The sequence below is a fragment of the Pseudooceanicola algae genome (genome assembly GCF_003590145.2).
Classification (GTDB): Bacteria; Pseudomonadota; Alphaproteobacteria; order Rhodobacterales; family Rhodobacteraceae; genus Pseudooceanicola; species Pseudooceanicola algae.
The window spans coordinates 2,394,729-2,410,533 of record NZ_CP060436.1; the positions used below are offsets into that span (position 1 = coordinate 2,394,729).

Here is a 15,805-nt window from a genome sequence, read left to right on the forward strand (position 1 = left end):
TCGGGCATTTCAGTCCGCCTCGATCATCGGCAGGCCCATCAGCAAGTGCAGCAAGGCGGCATCGACGGCAGACGGGACATCCGGTAGGTGGTGAACCCCATCAAGTTGCGCGGCCCCCGCGATCCCGATCACCGGCTTGCCGAAGTGCAGACCATAGGCGACCTCGGTCAGGGTGCCCGGGGAATCGCCGATGGCCACCAGTACCCGCGCGGCGCGGACGATGATGATATTGCGCGCCTCGTTCAAACCGGTGGGCAAGGGGATGGCGACAAAGGGGTTGGCCTCCTGCGGATCGGTGCCCGGCAGAATACCGATTGGCAGCCCACCGGCTTCGCAGCAACCCTTGCAAGCGGCCTCCATCACGCCGGAACGGCCGCCGCAGATCACCGTCAGGCCCAGTCCCCCGAAGGCATGGCCGATGGCCTCGGCTGCCGCGACCTGGTCCGGCGTGGCATCGCGCGGGCCGATCAAGCCGACGACCAACTGCTGCAACCGGCGTGTGCCGGACAGCTCCTTCAGGGCCTCTGTTGCGGTGATCGCCACGGCGTCAGCCCGCGGCCTGCTTGCCGGACGCCAGGCCCAGGCATCGCCGCAAAGCGCATTGGCACCCAGAAAAATTCGACCGTCTTCGGTGCGAGAAAGGCTATCGGGCATTGCGGCGTTCTTTCTTTGGTGTAAACTTTCTTCCACCGAATGGATGATAATTTACACATTTTGATGACAAACCCGCAGACAACCCCAAATTTGTCCCAACGACAAAGCGTTGTTCTGAACCGCGTCCTCAGATCGGGGTTCGTGACAATCGAGGCGCTCGCCGAAGAGTTCGGCGTGTCCGCCCAGACCGTGCGCCGCGACATCATCACCCTGTCGGAACAGGGCCTCTTGCAGCGTTTTCATGGCGGAGCGGGCCCGATCGGCTCGGCCGAGTCCGCGCGGCTGGATCACGCGGCAAAGCGCGACGTGGCGCGCGAGGAAAAGCAGATGGTCGGGGCCCGTGCAGCGGCCGCGATCCCCGCGGGTGCCAGCATCTTTCTGGACGTGGGCACCACCATCGAATGCTGTGCCGCGCGGCTGTCGCAACGGGCCGGTTTCCGGATCTTCACCACCAGCATCCGCACCGCCTTGCTGTTCGACCCCGATGCCCATGAGGTGAATGTCATCGGCGGACGGCTGTCGGGCCGGGACGGGTCCCTGACCGGCGAAGAGGTTATCCTGCGACTGCATGACCTTCAGATCGACGTCGCGCTGATCGCCTGTTCCGCCGTCGACGACACCGCGCGGGTGATGGATTTCAACACCTCCAAGATCGCGGTCAAGAAGGCGGCGATGGCGGCCGCATCGTCCTCCTACCTGCTGTGCACGAAAAGCAAGTTCGGGCGAACCGCGCTTTCTACCATCGCCCCGACCAGCCGCTTTCAGGCTGTCATTACCGAATCGGAAACGATCTGGCGCCAGAACAGCCCCGCCGCGACCGAGATTGGCTGAGGCGCTGCCGGGACTGCCTGCGAGGCTCCGGAGGCGGATCTTTCCCGCCCTTGTGCCCATGTCGGCCCCGATAGCCGGCAGCCTCCGTCAAACGCCTGAACCCCTTGATTTTCGGTCCGGTGCGAAACCCCGCGCGAGGAAGACCGCCGCGATCCGGCTCACACCCCCTGACGCCGGATCATCTGGACCGCCGGGAACAGCAGGCCCGTCGGCAGCCGCACATCGATTGCCGCCCGCGCGTCAAACCCCATTGCCTCGTAAAAGCCACGGGCCGTCAGGGTCGATTGGCAATGCAGCACCTCGATGCCCGCGGCCGAAGAAGACCGCAAGACGCGCTCCATGATCCGCCGGCCAAGGCCCTGCGTCACCCCGTCGGGATCGACCGCAAGGTGACGCATGTGCCCTTCTCCGACACGTCCCGCGCCGCCATGGGGGGACAGGTCGGTCCAGCCGCCCGCCGCCAGGACACGGTCGTCGATCTCTGCGATGAAATAGGTGCCACAGGTCAGCACGCCGGGGCGGGCCAGACCAATCAGCGGTAGCGCCTCGCGCAGCAGAGCGGGTGCGTAATCCGGCGCCAGAAGGGCGCGGTAGGACCGGGCGAGCATCCGGCTGACCGCTTCGGTGTCCGCAGGCATGGCGGGACGGATCAGCAGATCCGGGTGATCGGCCAGCCGGTCGGATGGCGCGCTGGCTTTGGCATCAAGATTACGCCGTTGTGGCGATCCGAGGCAAAGATCGGGGGGATTCTGTTCGAGGGCAGCCATGATCTGGCTCCTTGTCTCCGGGAGGCTTGGAAGAGACAGGGCGCGGCCCGAAATGAAAAAGCCGCGCTCTGCGGCGCGGCTTTTGCATGTTTCAAAGGATGTTAAGATCTTACTTGATCTTGCCTTCCTTGTACTCGACATGCTTGCGCACCACGGGATCGTACTTACGTACGGTCATCTTTTCGGTCATGGTTCGCGCGTTCTTTTTGGTCACGTAGAAATGGCCCGTGCCCGCGGTCGAGTTCAGACGGATCTTGATGGTCGTCGGCTTCGCCATTTTGCTTCTCCTACAGCAGGCGCACCTCGATTGCCGCCTGCGAAATCTCTTGAAGCCCGCCTTTTACCCGGAAGGTCCGGCGAGTCAACCACCCAATCCGAGATTCTCATGCAAAAAGGGGGCGACCGCAGCCGCCCCGATACAATTTGTTGTCTTGTGCAGGCCCAAAAGCCGATTGGGTCATTCCACGGGTGCGGCGTTCATGGTGCCCGTCCCGGTCGCAGAGCCGGCCTCGGATTGCATGGCGGCGTTATCGGCAGCCTCTTCCTGTTCTTCGGCACTGACGAATTCCTGCGCCGCTTCAAGGTCTTCCTTGGTGGCCGAGGTGAACAGGCGCGGATTGCCCGAATCGTCGGTCATGACTTCAAGCGCGGCCATTTCGACAGCCACATGCTTTTCACCCATACCGAGGAACCCGCCGACACCGATGATCACGCCATGAACCGTGCCGTCGAGCCCGATGATCAGGTCGTCGATATCGCCCACGACTTCGTCAGCCTGGGAATAGACGGTGGCACCGATCAGATCGGCCGCGAGGATCGTGTTTTCATCCTGCAGGGTGATCTGGCCTTCGACCGGCTTGGCCGGGGCTTCGTCGGTCGCCTCGTCAGCCATGATGTCGTCAGAGGCCGCAGGGGCCGCCGGATCGTCGATGACGGCGCTGTCGGTTTCGGCGTTCATCTCTGCCCCGCCGTCTTCCATGGGCATGTCGACGCTGTCGTCAGCGGGGGCTTCCATCATGTCGGATTGCGCCGGCTCTGCATCCTGAGCAAAGGCGGACATCGGGGCGGCGGCGATCAGGGCGATCAGGGCCGCGCGGCTCGTGGTAGCGAAGAACTTGGTCATTGTCTTTCCTCCTGAGACGGGGCTCTGGGGAGGGATGCGATCCGAAGACGGCAGGCCCTGGCAGAGCGTTGATACCAGCTCAACCTGAGCGGGGCGCGGACGTTCCCCTTGCCGCACCGCAGCGCCCGCCATAGGCGCCAAACGGCCACTGAACACGCTCTTGATCGGCAGGTTCCCACCCAAGCTGCACTTCGCGGACAGGCGGCGCAAAAAAGCCGGGGAACCGGATGATCCAAGCGGATTCACGCATGTGTCGCGCGGCGCGCCCACCTGCGTCCGCGGGACAGTTTGAGGGAAGATATATGCGCGGAGGGCCTGTAAGCCGGATTTTGTTCCCCGGCCCGTCTCCGGAACCGGTTCGATGACCATTCATCTTGGCGCAGGGTTACCCCTGTGCCTCTAGCTGCCAACCCGGATCTCCGGGCCAAGGCGGCCCTGCGGTGACGCCGCCAGATGGCGGGCCCCGCGTGAGATCCCTATTCGGCATTGCTCCCGGTGGGGCTTGCCATGCCGGTCCGGTTGCCCGTCCCGCGGTGCGCTCTTACCGCACCGTTTCACCCTTACCCTGACCATTCTCGCGAACCTGACCCGAAAGGGCCGATCAGGGCGGTCTGTTCTCTGTGGCGCTTTCCCTGGGGTTGCCCCCGCCGGGCGTTACCCGGCACCGTTGCCTTATGGAGTCCGGACTTTCCTCGGAGGTCACCCCCCGCGGCCATCCGGCCCTCCGCGCGAGGGCTCCCATAGCGCCTTCCGGCGGCTGCGGTCAATCGTCGGCGGGACCCGAAGCGTGACTGCCCGAGCAACGTCCCCGATGCCCCTGCTGCCACGGCTCCGCCTTTGGCGTTGCCCGAACCGGGGCTTTGCGCCAATATCACCGGCGAAAGAAGGGGACCCCATGCGCAAGTTTCTCGTCATTCTGGACGACAGCCGCGAATGTCTGAACGCCATGCGCTTCGCTGCGATGCGGGCGGCGCATTCGAGCGGCGGCGTCGCCATCCTGTCGATCATCCCGCCGGAAGAGTTCAATCACTGGATCGGTGTCGGCGACATCATGCGGTCCGAGGCACGCGAAAGGATCGAAGCCCATTTCGAGGTCTTCGCCAAATGGATGCGCGACCGGCAGAACATCGAACCCGAACTGATCATCCGGGAAGGCGAGCCCTTTGAACAGATCCTCGGCCTGATCCGCGAAGACAGCGACATCGGCGTGCTGGTGCTGGGCGCGGCTGCGGGCAAATCCGGCCCCGGCCCGCTGGTCAGCCACATGAGCCGCAATGCCGCCAGCCTGCCCGTGCCGATTACCATCGTGCCGGAGGATCTTTCCAAGGAACGCCTGGAAGCCATCACCTGACACGCCCCTGCCCCTGACACCACTGACACGATCGACCGGCAGGTCCCGATCAAGACCAAGACGAAAGAAGAAGGCCCCATGTTAGCAAGACGTTCCGCCGCCCGCCGCGCCCACTGCCTTGTCGCAAGCCTTCTTGCCCTCGCGATCCTGCCCCCTGCGATCCAGGCCCAGGAAACCCGCGTCACCCGCAAGTCCGTCGCCTCCCGCACCATGGAAACACCCGGCCAGCCAGCAGCAAGCTTCAGCGACCCCGCTGTGGCCTTCAGTGCCGAGGGACTGTCCCCCGAAGACATCGAGCAGCTGGAATACGCGCTGCTTCTGGCGCGGGGATATTCCGCACGCCCCGACGGGGTCTGGGATTCCGACGAAGACAAGGCGCTGGCACGGGTCACGCGCACCTATCGCGGGCTGGAGCCCGCCCGCCTGCTGGACTGGACCGAAATGGATCCCGATGGCGGCCTCATCCAGTTCTCGAACCCGGTCACGCCCACCAATGCCGAGATGGCCCGCATGCTGGACGACCTGAACGTCGAATGGGAACGCAACGACTGGGGCGACCGCTATTACGAGATCTTCGACAAGACGATCTCGAGCCCGGACGGATTGATGGCGGCCCATGACCCGGATATCGACATCAGTTCGCAGGTTGATCACGGGACGCTGTTCCTGATGCAGATGAACCTTGGCGACGAAGACCTCGAGACTTGGCACAACTGGCTTGAGGAAAACCGCGACGCCCTGCTGGGCGGCGGCACCCGGACGGTCGATGGCACGCGCATCACCTCGGGCGTGGTGGAAAGCACCGGACATTATCATTACTACATGACGCGCGCGCTGCCGGGAGAAGATGGGCGAAGCCGGCTGCTGTCGATCTCTGCCGCGCCCGCCAATATCGGCAGGGCCAACTTCATGGTGCACGGGATGCGCGACGGCAATACGGGTCTGCCCGGCATCCCCGCGGACAGCCCGTTGATGGATCTGCTGGCGCTGGCGCCCTGAGGGGCACCAAGACCACACCCCGAGCCAATTTAGAACGGTTCCAAATCTTGACAGGCGGGACCGGAAGGCGCATATCGGGGTCCAAGCCAGAAAGGGTCCGCCGATGTTCATCCAGACCGAATCCACACCGAATCCCGCGACGCTGAAGTTTCTGCCGGGCCAGACCGTGCTTGACGCGGGCACGGCGGATTTCCCGACGGCCGAAGCGGGCGAAAAATCTCCGCTGGCCAAGCGCCTGTTTTCCGTCGACGGCGTGACCGGGGTCTTCTTCGGCACCGATTTCGTTACCGTGACCAAGACCGACAGCATCGAATGGGATCACCTGAAGCCCGCCCTGCTCGGCGCGATCATGGAACATTTCCAATCCGGTCAGCCGGTGATGAACGAAGCCGGCGCGCCTGCCGCCTCGGGTCATGCCGATCATGACGGGCCCGATGGTGCCATCGTCAACCAGATCAAGGAACTGCTCGACACCCGCGTGCGGCCCGCCGTTGCGCAGGATGGTGGCGACATTACCTTCCACGGGTTCGACCGGGGGGTCGTCTATCTTTACATGCAGGGCGCCTGTGCGGGGTGCCCGTCTTCGACCCTGACGCTGAAGATGGGGATCGAGAACCTGCTGCGCCACTACATCCCCGAGGTGACCGAGGTCCGGCCTGTTGCCGTCTGACGACTGCCTTCTGGCCTTCGACACATCGGCCGCGCATTGCGCGGCCGCTTTGCTATGCAATGGGGTCATCCTCGCGGAACGGCGCGATCCCATGGCCAAGGGCCAGGGCGAACACCTGGTCCCGCTGCTGGAAGACCTGCTGGGTGACGCCAGCCTCAGCTGGTCCGACCTGACCGCTTTGGCGGTCGGCACCGGGCCGGGCAATTTCACCGGCTTGCGGATCTCCGTGGCGTTGGTGCGTGGGCTGGCGCTGGCGCTGAAGATCCCCGCGATCGGCGTCACCGGTTTCGAGGCGCTTGCACTGGACGCGCCGCGCCCGATGCTTGCCACTCTCCCCGCGCCGCGCGATCAGCTTTATGGACAGCTCTGGACCAAAGACGGCGTTTCCGAGGCACAGATCTTCGCCGCCGACCAGATCCCGCCGGATCTGCAAGCCCCCGGAATGGCCCTGCTGGGCGCGATCAGGGGCGCCGGCGACGACGCGCCCGTGAACCCGGCCATTGCCATTGCCCGCGCCGCCGCCGCCAAGGGCGCGCAGCCGCAGCCGCCCGCGCCCTTCTACCTGCGCCCGGCCGATGCCGCCCCGCCCCGCGACGCACCGCCCCGGATCCTGCCGTGACGACCTGGACACCGGCTGGCCTGTCGCGCCTTCATGCCCGCTGCTTCACCACCCCGCGCCCATGGAGCGAGGCGGAGTTCGAGGAAATCCTCGGGGAAGACGCCTCATTTCTCATCACGCGACCAGAAGGTTTCCTGCTCGCTCTGCAGGTGCTGGATGAGGTCGAGGTGCTGACCATCGCCGTCGCCCCCGCGGCGCGGCAGCAGGGGCATGGGCTGGCGATGTTCGGGGAATTCGAACGCCGGGCCATGGACCTGGGGTGCAAAAAGGCCTTCCTGGAAGTGGCGACCGACAATCTGGCCGCCAAGGCGCTTTATGCCGCCGCCGGTTACAGGCAGGTCGGACGGCGTCCGCGCTACTACCGCAAGCCCGATGGCGGCTTGATTGACGCTGAAATCCTGTGCAAACAACTCGGGTGACCCTGCGGGACATGGCGGCTTTCTCTACCAAACGGTCAGAGATTGCTATTGACCACCGCAAGGCCCTTTGACCTAAACTGTCCTGATGACCCGATCCGAACAAAGCCGAAGGCCGCGGGATCAGACAAACGGCCGAGCAACTGGGAGAGACGAATGACCCTCAAGACCAAACTTCTGAGCGCCGCCGCGCTGACGCTGACCGTCAGCGCCGCAGCAGCGGACCCCGCGCTGATCTACGACCTGGGCGGCAAGTTCGACAAGTCGTTCAACGAAGCTGCCTTCAACGGCGCGACCCGTTGGGCTGCCGAGACCGGCGGCGAATTCAAGGACATCGAGATGACGTCCGAAGCACAGCGCGAACAGGCGCTGCGTCGCTTCGCCGAGCAGGGCTTTACCCCGATCATCACCTCGGGCTTCTCGTTCTCGACCCCGATCGCCAATGTCGCGGGCGATTACCCCGACACCAAGTTCGTCACCATCGACGGCTGGGTCGACCCCGAAGCCAACCCCAACGTCCTCTCCATCGGCTTTGCCGAGGAAGAAGGCTCCTACCTGGTGGGCATGATCGCGGGCCTGGCGACGGAATCCAACACCGTCTCCTTCGTCGGCGGCATGGACATTCCGCTGATCCGCAAGTTCGCCTGCGGCTATGCCCAGGGCGTCAAGGCCGTGAACCCGGAGGCCGAGGTCATCTCGAACATGACCGGCACCGATCCGACCGCATGGGCTGACCCGGTCAAGGGCTCCGAACTGACCAAGGCGCAGATCTCGAACGGCTCCGACGTGGTCTTCGCGGCCGCGGGTGCAACCGGCCTCGGTGTGCTGCAGACCGCTGCGGACGAAGGCATCTACAGCATCGGCGTGGACAGCAACCAGAACTACCTGCAGCCCGGTTCGGTGCTGACCTCGATGCTGAAGCGTGTCGACAACGCCGTCTATGACGCGATGACCGCCGGCGAAGACCTGGAGACCGGTGTCATCACCAAGGACCTGTCCAACCGTGGCGTCGGCTTCTCGCTGGATGGCTACAACGAACAGATCATCCCCTTCACCACCCTGTCCGAAGTCTATGGCGCCGCAGCCATGATCGAATCGGGCGAGCTGGAAGTGCATGATTACACCTCCGACGACTCCTGCCCGGCTCTGACCTTCTAAAGCCGGATCGGCGGGGCCTCAGGGCCCTGCCGTTTTTCTGCGCAGGGGCTGCGTGGCGCGCGGCCCCTGTCTCCTTTCGCAGCAACGGAACGCCCCTCATGACAGATACCGCCCCCGCCATCGAACTGAAGGGCATCTCGAAGGCCTTCGGTCCGGTTCAGGCGAACAAGGACATCTCGATCCGCGTGATGCCGGGCACGATCCACGGCATCATCGGTGAAAACGGCGCGGGCAAGTCGACCCTGATGTCGATCCTCTACGGCTTCTACAAGGCCGACCGGGGAGAGATCTGGGTCAATGGCGAAAAGAAATCCATCACCGACAGCCAGGCGGCCATCGCCGCAGGCATCGGCATGGTCTTCCAGCATTTCAAGCTGGTCGAGAATTTTTCGGTGGTGGAAAACATCATCCTCGGCGCCGAAGACGGCGCCTTTCTGCGGCCCTCGGTTTCCAAGGCCCGCAAATCGCTGAAACGGCTGGCCGAGGAATACGAGATGCATGTCGATCCCGACATGCTGATCGAGAACCTTTCGGTCGGGCACCAGCAGCGGGTCGAGATCCTGAAGGCGCTCTACCGCGAAGCCAACATCCTGATCCTGGACGAGCCCACCGGCGTGCTGACCCCGGCCGAGGCCGATCACCTGTTCCGCATTCTCGACAACCTGCGGGCCGAGGGCAAGACGGTGATCCTGATCACACACAAGCTGCGCGAGATCATGGAGATCACCGATACGGTGTCCGTCATGCGCCGTGGCGAAATGACCGCGACGGTGAAGACCGCCGAAACCAGCCCCGAGGAACTGGCCGAACTGATGGTCGGCCGCAAGGTGCTGCTGCGCGTCGACAAGACCCCCGCGCAACCGGGCAAGACCGTGCTGTCGGTCAAGGACCTGCATGTCACCGACGACAAGGGCGTCGAACGTGTCAAGGGCGTGTCGCTGGACATCCGCGCGGGCGAGATCCTCGGCATCGCCGGGGTGGCCGGCAACGGCCAGTCCGAGGTCATGAACGTCCTTGGCGGCATCATGGAAGGCCGCGGCGAGATCACCATGAACGGTGCACCGCTGCCGCTGACCGGCGCCGGTTCGGACGGTGCCGCACGGCGCAAGGCGCTGATCGCCCATGTCCCCGAGGACCGGCAGCGCGAAGGCCTGATCATGGAGTTCACCGCCTGGGAAAATTCGGTCTTCGGCTATCACCGCGATCCGCGCTGGCAATCCGGCCCGCTGATGAACAATTCCGCGATCCAGACCGAGGCCGCCGGGGCGATGGAACGCTTTGACGTGCGCCCGCCGGACCCCAACCTTGCCGCCAAGAGCTTTTCCGGCGGCAACCAGCAAAAGATCGTCCTGGCCCGCGAGATCGAGCGTAACCCCGACCTGCTGCTGGTCGGCCAGCCCACGCGCGGCGTCGACATCGGCGCCATCGAATTCATCCACCAGGAAATCGTGCGCCTGCGCGATCAGGGCAAGGCGATCCTGCTGGTCTCGGTCGAACTGGACGAGATCATGTCGCTGTCCGACCGCATCGCCGTCATGTTCGACGGCAAGATCATGGGCCTGCGCGACCCGGCCGAGACCGATGAACGCGAACTGGGCCTGCTGATGGCCGGGATCGCGGGCGAACCCGACAAGGAAGACTGGAAGGCGGTCGAGGAAAACCTTGCCGCCGTCGAAGCTGCCGCAGACCAGGAAGAAGGCGCGCACAATGGATAAGATGCCTGCCTGGGCCGATATGGTCCTGATCCCGCTGATCTCGCTGCTGCTGGCAGCCCTTCTGTCGGCCGTGGCGATCCTGGCCATCGGTGAAGACCCGGTCGAAGCCTTTTCCCTGATGGTCGACGGGGCGCTGATGCGGTCCTCTGGCTGGGGCTATACGCTTTATTACGCGACCAACTTCATCTTCACCGGCCTTGCGGTTTCGGTCGCTTTCCATGCCCGGCTGTTCAATATCGGCGGCGAAGGCCAGGCGGTCATCGGCTCCTTGGGCGTCGCGCTTTGCTGCCTGTTCATTCCCTGGCCGCACTGGTCGCTGGCGATCATCGGCTCGACTGTCGCCGCCGGGGTCTTCGGCGCCGCCTGGGCGCTGATCCCGGCCTATCTGCAGGCCGCGCGGGGCAGCCATATCGTGATCACCACGATCATGTTCAACTTCATCGCCTCGGCGCTGCTGAACTACCTGCTGGTCAACAAGCTGCGCCCCGTCGGCGCGATGGAGCCCGCCTCGGCCACCTTTGCCGAGGGCACCCATCTGCCGACCTTCCAGGACATGTTCGCCGGGGCTGGCACGATGTTCCGCGGCTCTCCGGCGAATGTGTCCTTCTTCCTGGCGCTGCTGGCCTGCGTGCTAGTCTGGCTGCTGATCTGGCGCACCAAGCTCGGTTACGAGATCCGGTCGCAGGGCCATAGCGAAAGCGGCGCGAAATACGCCGGTATCTCGCCCTTCCGCATCGTGATCATCGCCATGCTGATCTCGGGCGCGCTGGCGGGAATGATGGGCGTCAACGTCACCCAGGGCGAAGCCGAGCGGTTGATCCTGAACTCCGCCGAAGGCGCGGGCTTTATCGGGATCGCCGTGGCGCTGATGGGGCGCAACCATCCCTTCGGCGTGCTGCTGGCCTCGATCCTGTTCGGCTTCCTCTATCAGGGCGGGGCAGAACTGGCGCTCTGGACCTCGATCCCGCGCGAGTTGATCGTGGTGATCCAGGCGCTGGTGATCCTGTTCACGGGCGCGCTGGACAACATGGTCCGCTGGCCGCTGGAGCGCCTCTTCGTCGCGCTAAACCGGAAGGCGGGGTGATGGAGGACCTGATCGCCCATATGCCCAAGATCCTCGCGGCCTATTCGATCCTACTGGTCGCCGCGATCTCTCCGGGTCCGGCGGTGGCCTTCCTGCTGGGCGTCAGCGCCTCGCGGGGCCGCGCGGCGGCGCTCACGGCCACCACCGGGATCGCCTTTGGCTCGACGACCATCAACCTCATGACCATGCTGGGCGTGGGCCTGCTGCTGTCGCAGGCCGCCTGGGCGATGGAGGTGCTGCGCATCGCCGGGGCCTGCTACCTGCTGTGGCTGGCCTACGGGGCCTTCCGCCGGGCGGCACATCCGCCCGCGCTGGCCCCTGCCGGCCTGCCCGGCGGTTCGGGTCGCCTTTTCGCGGCGGGCTGGCTCATGCAGACCACCAACCCCAAGGCCATCGCCTTCTGGCTGGCCATCGCCGCCATCGGCGCGACGGCGGGCGCGGGTCCGCTGACCTACGCCGCCTTCTTCACCGGCGCCTTCGCCTTGTCCTTCATCTGTCACGCGGCCTGGGCGCTGCTTCTCTCGGCCGCCCCGGTCCGCGCCGCCTACGCGGCCGGCCGGCGCTGGATCGAGGGGGCGCTTGGCACCTTCTTCTGCTTCGCCGCCTGGAAAATCGCCGCATCGGAGTCCTGACCCATGGATCTAGCAACCCTTCTTCAGGTCCTCGACTCGACCGTTCGCCTTGGCACGCCGCTGCTGCTGATGTGTCTTGCGGGGCTGTTTTCGGAACGCGCCGGGATCGTCGACATCGGGCTCGAGGGCAAGGCCCTGGCTGCGGCCTTCTTTTCCGCCGCCTTCGCCTATTACTCCGGCTCGGTCTGGGTCGGCATGCTGGTGGGTATCGGGGCCTCCATTGCCTTTTCGCTGGTCCACGGGCTGGCTTCGATCACCTTCCGGGGCAATCAGCTGATTTCTGGCGTGGCGCTTAACTTCCTCGCTTCGGGGCTGACGGTGCTGGTGGCCCAAAGCTGGTTCCATGAGGGGGGGCGCACGCCGTCGCTGGGGGACGTGCGTTTCCAGACCGTACACTTGCCATTTGCCGAGGCGCTGCAAGACGTGCCGGTGATCGGGCCGATCTACTATGACCTGATCTCGGGACATTCGATCCTGGTCTACGTGGCCTTCCTCTGCGTGCCGCTGACCTGGTGGGTGCTGTTCCGCACGCGGTTCGGGCTGCGCCTGCGCGCTGTGGGTGAAAACCCGGCCGCCGTCGATACAGCCGGGATTTCGGTTGTGCGGCTACGGTTCAGCGCGATCATCATCGCGGGCGTGCTTTGCGGCCTGGCGGGCAGCTACCTTGCCACCGGTCTGCAAGCCGGGTTCGTACGGGAAATGACCGCCGGACGGGGCTACATCGCGCTGGCCGCGCTGATCTTTGCCAAGTGGCGGCCCTGGTACGCCCTGTCGGCGACGATGCTGTTCGGCCTGCTGCAGGCGGTGGCGCTGCGCTATCAGAACATTGACCTCGGCGGGATCATCATCCCGGTGCAGTTCATGAACGCCCTGCCCTATATCCTGACGATCATCATCCTGGCCGGGTTCGTGGGCGCCGCCGTGCCGCCCCGCGCCGGGGGACAGCCCTACGTCAAGGAACGCTGAGGAACCCAGCCCCGACGCGCGCGCCGTCGCGCCCGGGCACCTCAAATGGCCTTCGGCCACCGGACCACGCAGAAACCCGCCGGCGCAGCCGCGCGGGTTTTGACGATCTCATCACAATTGCGCAGACAAGTATTGCCGCAGGCGCGAAAAGACCGCAGCATTTCATTGCCCGAACATGGGCTTCCGGCTAGGAAAAGACATGCAGATCTATCTCCCGATTGCCGAAGTTTCCGTCAATGCCTACCTGCTGCTCGGTCTCGGCGGCCTTGTCGGCATCCTGTCGGGCATGTTCGGCGTCGGAGGCGGCTTTCTGATCACGCCGCTGCTGTTCTTTGTCGGCATCCCCCCCGCCGTGGCCGTCGCCACCTCGGCCAACCAGATCGTGGCCTCCTCGGTTTCGGGGCTGTTTGCCCATCTCAAGCGCAAGAACGTCGATCTGCGCATGGGGGGTGTGCTGCTGGCCGGCGGCCTGCTGGGGGCGGCACTCGGGGTGGTGATCTTCAACTGGCTCAAGCAGTTGGGTCAGGTCGATCTGCTGGTGAACCTGTGTTACGTCGTCTTCCTCGGCTCGATCGGGTCGCTGATGTTCGTGGAAAGCCTGCGGGCCATCCGCCGGCAGGGCAAGACCGGCGCGGTGCGCAAGCGCAACCAGCGCGGCTGGGTCCATGTTCTGCCGATCAAGATGCGGTTCCGGACCTCGGGGCTTTATATCTCGGTCATCCCGCCGGTTCTGGTCGGGTTCTTCGTCGGCGTGCTGTCGGCAATCATGGGCGTCGGGGGCGGCTTCATCATGGTGCCGGCGATGATCTACCTGCTGCATATGCCCACCAAGGTCGTGATCGGCACATCGCTGTTCCAGATCATCTTCGTCGCCGCCTTCACCACCTTCCTGCATGCAGTCACCAACCACACGGTCGACGTGGCCCTTGCCCTGTTCCTGCTGATCGGCGGTGTCATCGGGGCGCAATTCGGCACCCGCATCGGGGCGCGGATGAAGGCCGAACAATTGCGCATCCTGCTGGCCCTCCTGGTGCTGTCGGTCTGCGGCAAGCTGGCGCTGGACCTGTTCCTGCCCCCCTCCGAGATCTATTCGGTGGAGGACCTGCTGTGACCCGCCTGCTGGTCCTGCTGCTGTCCCTCGTGCTGCTGGCGCCCGCGGCCAGGGCACAGGATGAAGAGGTCGTGCTGGGCCTCAGCCAGAACCGGGTTTCGATCACCACGGATTTCAACGGCTCCGAGATCCTGATCTTCGGCGCGATCAAGCGGCCCGGCCCGCCGCCCGAGATCCCGCTTGAGGTCATCGTCACCGTCCGGGGCCCCAACGAGCCCGTGAACGTGCTGCGCAAGGACCGGGTGGCCGGCATCTGGATCAATACAGACAAGGTCGAAATCCGCTCGACCCCGAGTTTCTACGCCGTGGCCACCTCTGCCCCGCTGGAGGACAGCCTGACCGCGACCGAGGACCTGCGCCACAGGATCTCGATCCCGAGCGCCATTCGCACCGTGATCTCGGACGATACGGTGATGGACGAGGACAGCTTCGTGAACGCGCTGATCCGCATCCGGGAAAAGGCGGGCACCTTCCAGCTGCTGGAAAATTCGGTGCGGTTCGACGAACAGACCCTGTTCAGCACCAGTATCGCCCTGCCGTCGAACCTGACGGTCGGGGTCTACCGGGTCGAAGTCTTTCTGACGCGTCAGGGCCAGGTCGTCAGCGATTTTTCGACCGGATTGCGGGTCGGCAAGGTCGGGCTGGAACAATGGCTTTACACGCTGGCCCATGACCGCGCCTGGATCTATGCGATCCTTGCGATCCTGATCGCCGTGGTCTCGGGCTGGATCGCGTCAGAGGCGTTCCGCCTGCTGCGTCGTCAGTAAGGGGTCAGGTCAGGGGCTTGTCCGGTCGGCAATGGCGCGCAACAGCGCCCTGCCCGGTCAGCTTTCCAGCGCCAGCGTGTGGTTGCGCAGCCAGGACATGAAGCCCCTGGGATCGGTTTTCAGCATATCCATATCGGCCTCGGCCAACGGGTTGCCGACAATCGGGGCCTGGGGCGCGTTCAGGCTGTGCACGATTTCGTGCAACAGCAGGCCCTGCCGCAGGGTGGCCGAAACCCGGTTGGCCATCTGGTACCAGCGCGAATTGGCCCCGGTAAAGCGGATCGGCACGACCTTGGCCCCGGACCGGCGGATCATCTGGCCGGTAAAGACATTCCACTCCGCCTCGATCGCCGGGCCGAGCATGCTGCGTGATGCCGCCACCACGCCCGAAGGGAACAGCGCGACAATGCCGCCGTCCTTCAGATGGGCCATGGCCTTGGCGCGCATTTCGACGCTCTTGCGCTGCATGTCTTCCTCGTGCGGGAAGGGCACGGGGATCATGTAGGAGGAGGCGACCTCGTCGATGCCGGTCAGGATCGAGCGGGTGAGGATCTTGTAATCCAAACGGCGGCGGCCGATCAGCTCGGCCAGGATCATGCCGTCGACCATGCCGTGCGGATGATTGGCGACCACGACCACGGGACCGTCCGAGGGGATGCGTTCCAGCTGAGACAGCGGGGTTTCGACAGGAATGCCCATGACGTCCAGACAAGCCTTCCAGAAGGCCTGGCCCTGCGGTGCGCCCTGTTTCTCGAACTTGCGGATCAGGCGCAGGATGGTCAGCTTGCCGGTCATCCATTCGACGGTCCGGATCAGGTTGCGTTGCACCGGATCGTCAAAGGAGGTGGAATAGGTCAACGACCGGCGGTCGTACTTCGTGTGAAGAACCGGTTCGCTCTTGCCGCGTCCGACTTGTGTCTGCGAGCTGTCTACCAAGGGTCC

General features: G+C 64.7%; 18 protein-coding genes and 1 other RNA gene. 13 read left to right on the top strand and 6 right to left on the bottom strand.

Annotated elements, in window-relative coordinates; all coding sequences use genetic code 11:
- Nucleotides 1–9: 9 nt before the first annotated feature.
- Nucleotides 10–654: an SLOG cluster 4 domain-containing protein gene (locus PSAL_RS11170; protein WP_119837661.1), complete on the bottom strand. Its 645-nt coding sequence runs from the start codon at nt 652–654 to the stop codon at nt 10–12.
- Nucleotides 655–717: 63 nt separating this feature from the next.
- Here PSAL_RS11170 and PSAL_RS11175 point away from each other — a divergent pair, with 63 nt between their 5' ends.
- A complete protein-coding gene (locus PSAL_RS11175) occupies nt 718–1,485 on the top strand; it encodes a DeoR/GlpR family DNA-binding transcription regulator (RefSeq protein WP_269212574.1) in 768 nt (255 codons plus the stop codon).
- A 158-nt stretch (nt 1,486–1,643) separates the two neighbouring features.
- Here the strand turns inward: PSAL_RS11175 and PSAL_RS11180 are convergent, their stop codons facing one another.
- From PSAL_RS11180 to rnpB, 4 genes are all read right to left on the bottom strand, one after another.
- Nucleotides 1,644–2,252 carry a GNAT family N-acetyltransferase gene (locus tag PSAL_RS11180; RefSeq protein ID WP_119837659.1) on the bottom strand — a complete coding sequence of 203 codons (609 nt, stop codon included), beginning with the start codon at nt 2,250–2,252 and terminating at the stop codon, nt 1,644–1,646.
- Nucleotides 2,253–2,361: 109 nt separating this feature from the next.
- Nucleotides 2,362–2,529 carry a 50S ribosomal protein L33 gene (gene rpmG / locus PSAL_RS11185; RefSeq protein WP_007799108.1) on the bottom strand — a complete coding sequence of 56 codons (168 nt, stop codon included), beginning with the start codon at nt 2,527–2,529 and terminating at the stop codon, nt 2,362–2,364.
- Between the two features lie 180 nt (nt 2,530–2,709).
- Complete coding sequence (locus PSAL_RS11190) at nt 2,710–3,375, bottom strand: PRC-barrel domain-containing protein (RefSeq protein ID WP_196222677.1); 666 nt, start codon at nt 3,373–3,375, stop codon at nt 2,710–2,712.
- 302 nt (nt 3,376–3,677) lie between these two features.
- Nucleotides 3,678–4,103: RNase P RNA component class A (gene rnpB / locus PSAL_RS11195), an RNA gene on the bottom strand.
- 167 nt (nt 4,104–4,270) lie between these two features.
- Here rnpB and PSAL_RS11200 point away from each other — a divergent pair.
- The 12 genes from PSAL_RS11200 (at nt 4,271) to PSAL_RS11255 (ending at nt 14,863) form a co-directional block, all read left to right on the top strand.
- Nucleotides 4,271–4,726, top strand: coding sequence for a universal stress protein (locus PSAL_RS11200; RefSeq protein ID WP_196222676.1), 456 nt, complete (start codon nt 4,271–4,273; stop codon nt 4,724–4,726).
- Nucleotides 4,727–4,804: 78 nt separating this feature from the next.
- Complete coding sequence (locus PSAL_RS11205) at nt 4,805–5,725, top strand: hypothetical protein (protein ID WP_119837656.1); 921 nt, start codon at nt 4,805–4,807, stop codon at nt 5,723–5,725.
- A gap of 103 nt (nt 5,726–5,828) precedes the next feature.
- Entirely contained in the window at nt 5,829–6,395 is a 567-nt protein-coding gene (locus PSAL_RS11210; protein ID WP_119837655.1) for a NifU family protein, read from the top strand.
- Nucleotides 6,385–7,014, top strand: a complete 630-nt coding sequence (tsaB, locus tag PSAL_RS11215; protein ID WP_119837654.1) for a tRNA (adenosine(37)-N6)-threonylcarbamoyltransferase complex dimerization subunit type 1 TsaB — start codon at nt 6,385–6,387, stop codon at nt 7,012–7,014. The genes PSAL_RS11210 and tsaB overlap by 11 nt, the downstream gene beginning before the upstream one ends.
- Entirely contained in the window at nt 7,011–7,433 is a 423-nt protein-coding gene (locus PSAL_RS11220; RefSeq protein ID WP_119837653.1) for a GNAT family N-acetyltransferase, read from the top strand. Before tsaB ends, PSAL_RS11220 begins: the two co-directional genes overlap by 4 nt.
- A 153-nt stretch (nt 7,434–7,586) precedes the next feature.
- Nucleotides 7,587–8,588, top strand: a complete 1,002-nt coding sequence (locus PSAL_RS11225; RefSeq protein WP_119837652.1) for a BMP family lipoprotein — start codon at nt 7,587–7,589, stop codon at nt 8,586–8,588.
- A 98-nt stretch (nt 8,589–8,686) separates the two neighbouring features.
- The gene (locus PSAL_RS11230; RefSeq protein WP_119837651.1) at nt 8,687–10,303 is read left to right on the top strand and encodes an ABC transporter ATP-binding protein; all 1,617 of its coding nucleotides are present in this window, start codon (nt 8,687–8,689) and stop codon (nt 10,301–10,303) included.
- Nucleotides 10,296–11,387, top strand: coding sequence for an ABC transporter permease (locus PSAL_RS11235; RefSeq protein WP_119837650.1), 1,092 nt, complete (start codon nt 10,296–10,298; stop codon nt 11,385–11,387). Before PSAL_RS11230 ends, PSAL_RS11235 begins: the two co-directional genes overlap by 8 nt.
- Nucleotides 11,387–12,019, top strand: a complete 633-nt coding sequence (locus PSAL_RS11240; protein WP_119837649.1) for a LysE family translocator — start codon at nt 11,387–11,389, stop codon at nt 12,017–12,019. The genes PSAL_RS11235 and PSAL_RS11240 overlap by 1 nt, the downstream gene beginning before the upstream one ends.
- Before the next feature lie 3 nt (nt 12,020–12,022).
- Complete coding sequence (locus PSAL_RS11245) at nt 12,023–12,985, top strand: ABC transporter permease (RefSeq protein WP_119837648.1); 963 nt, start codon at nt 12,023–12,025, stop codon at nt 12,983–12,985.
- A 199-nt stretch (nt 12,986–13,184) separates the two neighbouring features.
- Complete coding sequence (locus PSAL_RS11250; RefSeq protein WP_119837647.1) at nt 13,185–14,096, top strand: sulfite exporter TauE/SafE family protein; 912 nt, start codon at nt 13,185–13,187, stop codon at nt 14,094–14,096.
- The gene (locus tag PSAL_RS11255) at nt 14,093–14,863 is read left to right on the top strand and encodes a TIGR02186 family protein (RefSeq protein WP_119837646.1); all 771 of its coding nucleotides are present in this window, start codon (nt 14,093–14,095) and stop codon (nt 14,861–14,863) included. Before PSAL_RS11250 ends, PSAL_RS11255 begins: the two co-directional genes overlap by 4 nt.
- A 57-nt stretch (nt 14,864–14,920) precedes the next feature.
- On the opposite strand, the gene PSAL_RS11260 is transcribed toward PSAL_RS11255, so the two are convergent.
- Complete coding sequence (locus tag PSAL_RS11260; RefSeq protein WP_119837645.1) at nt 14,921–15,799, bottom strand: lysophospholipid acyltransferase family protein; 879 nt, start codon at nt 15,797–15,799, stop codon at nt 14,921–14,923.
- Nucleotides 15,800–15,805: the final 6 nt, after the last annotated feature.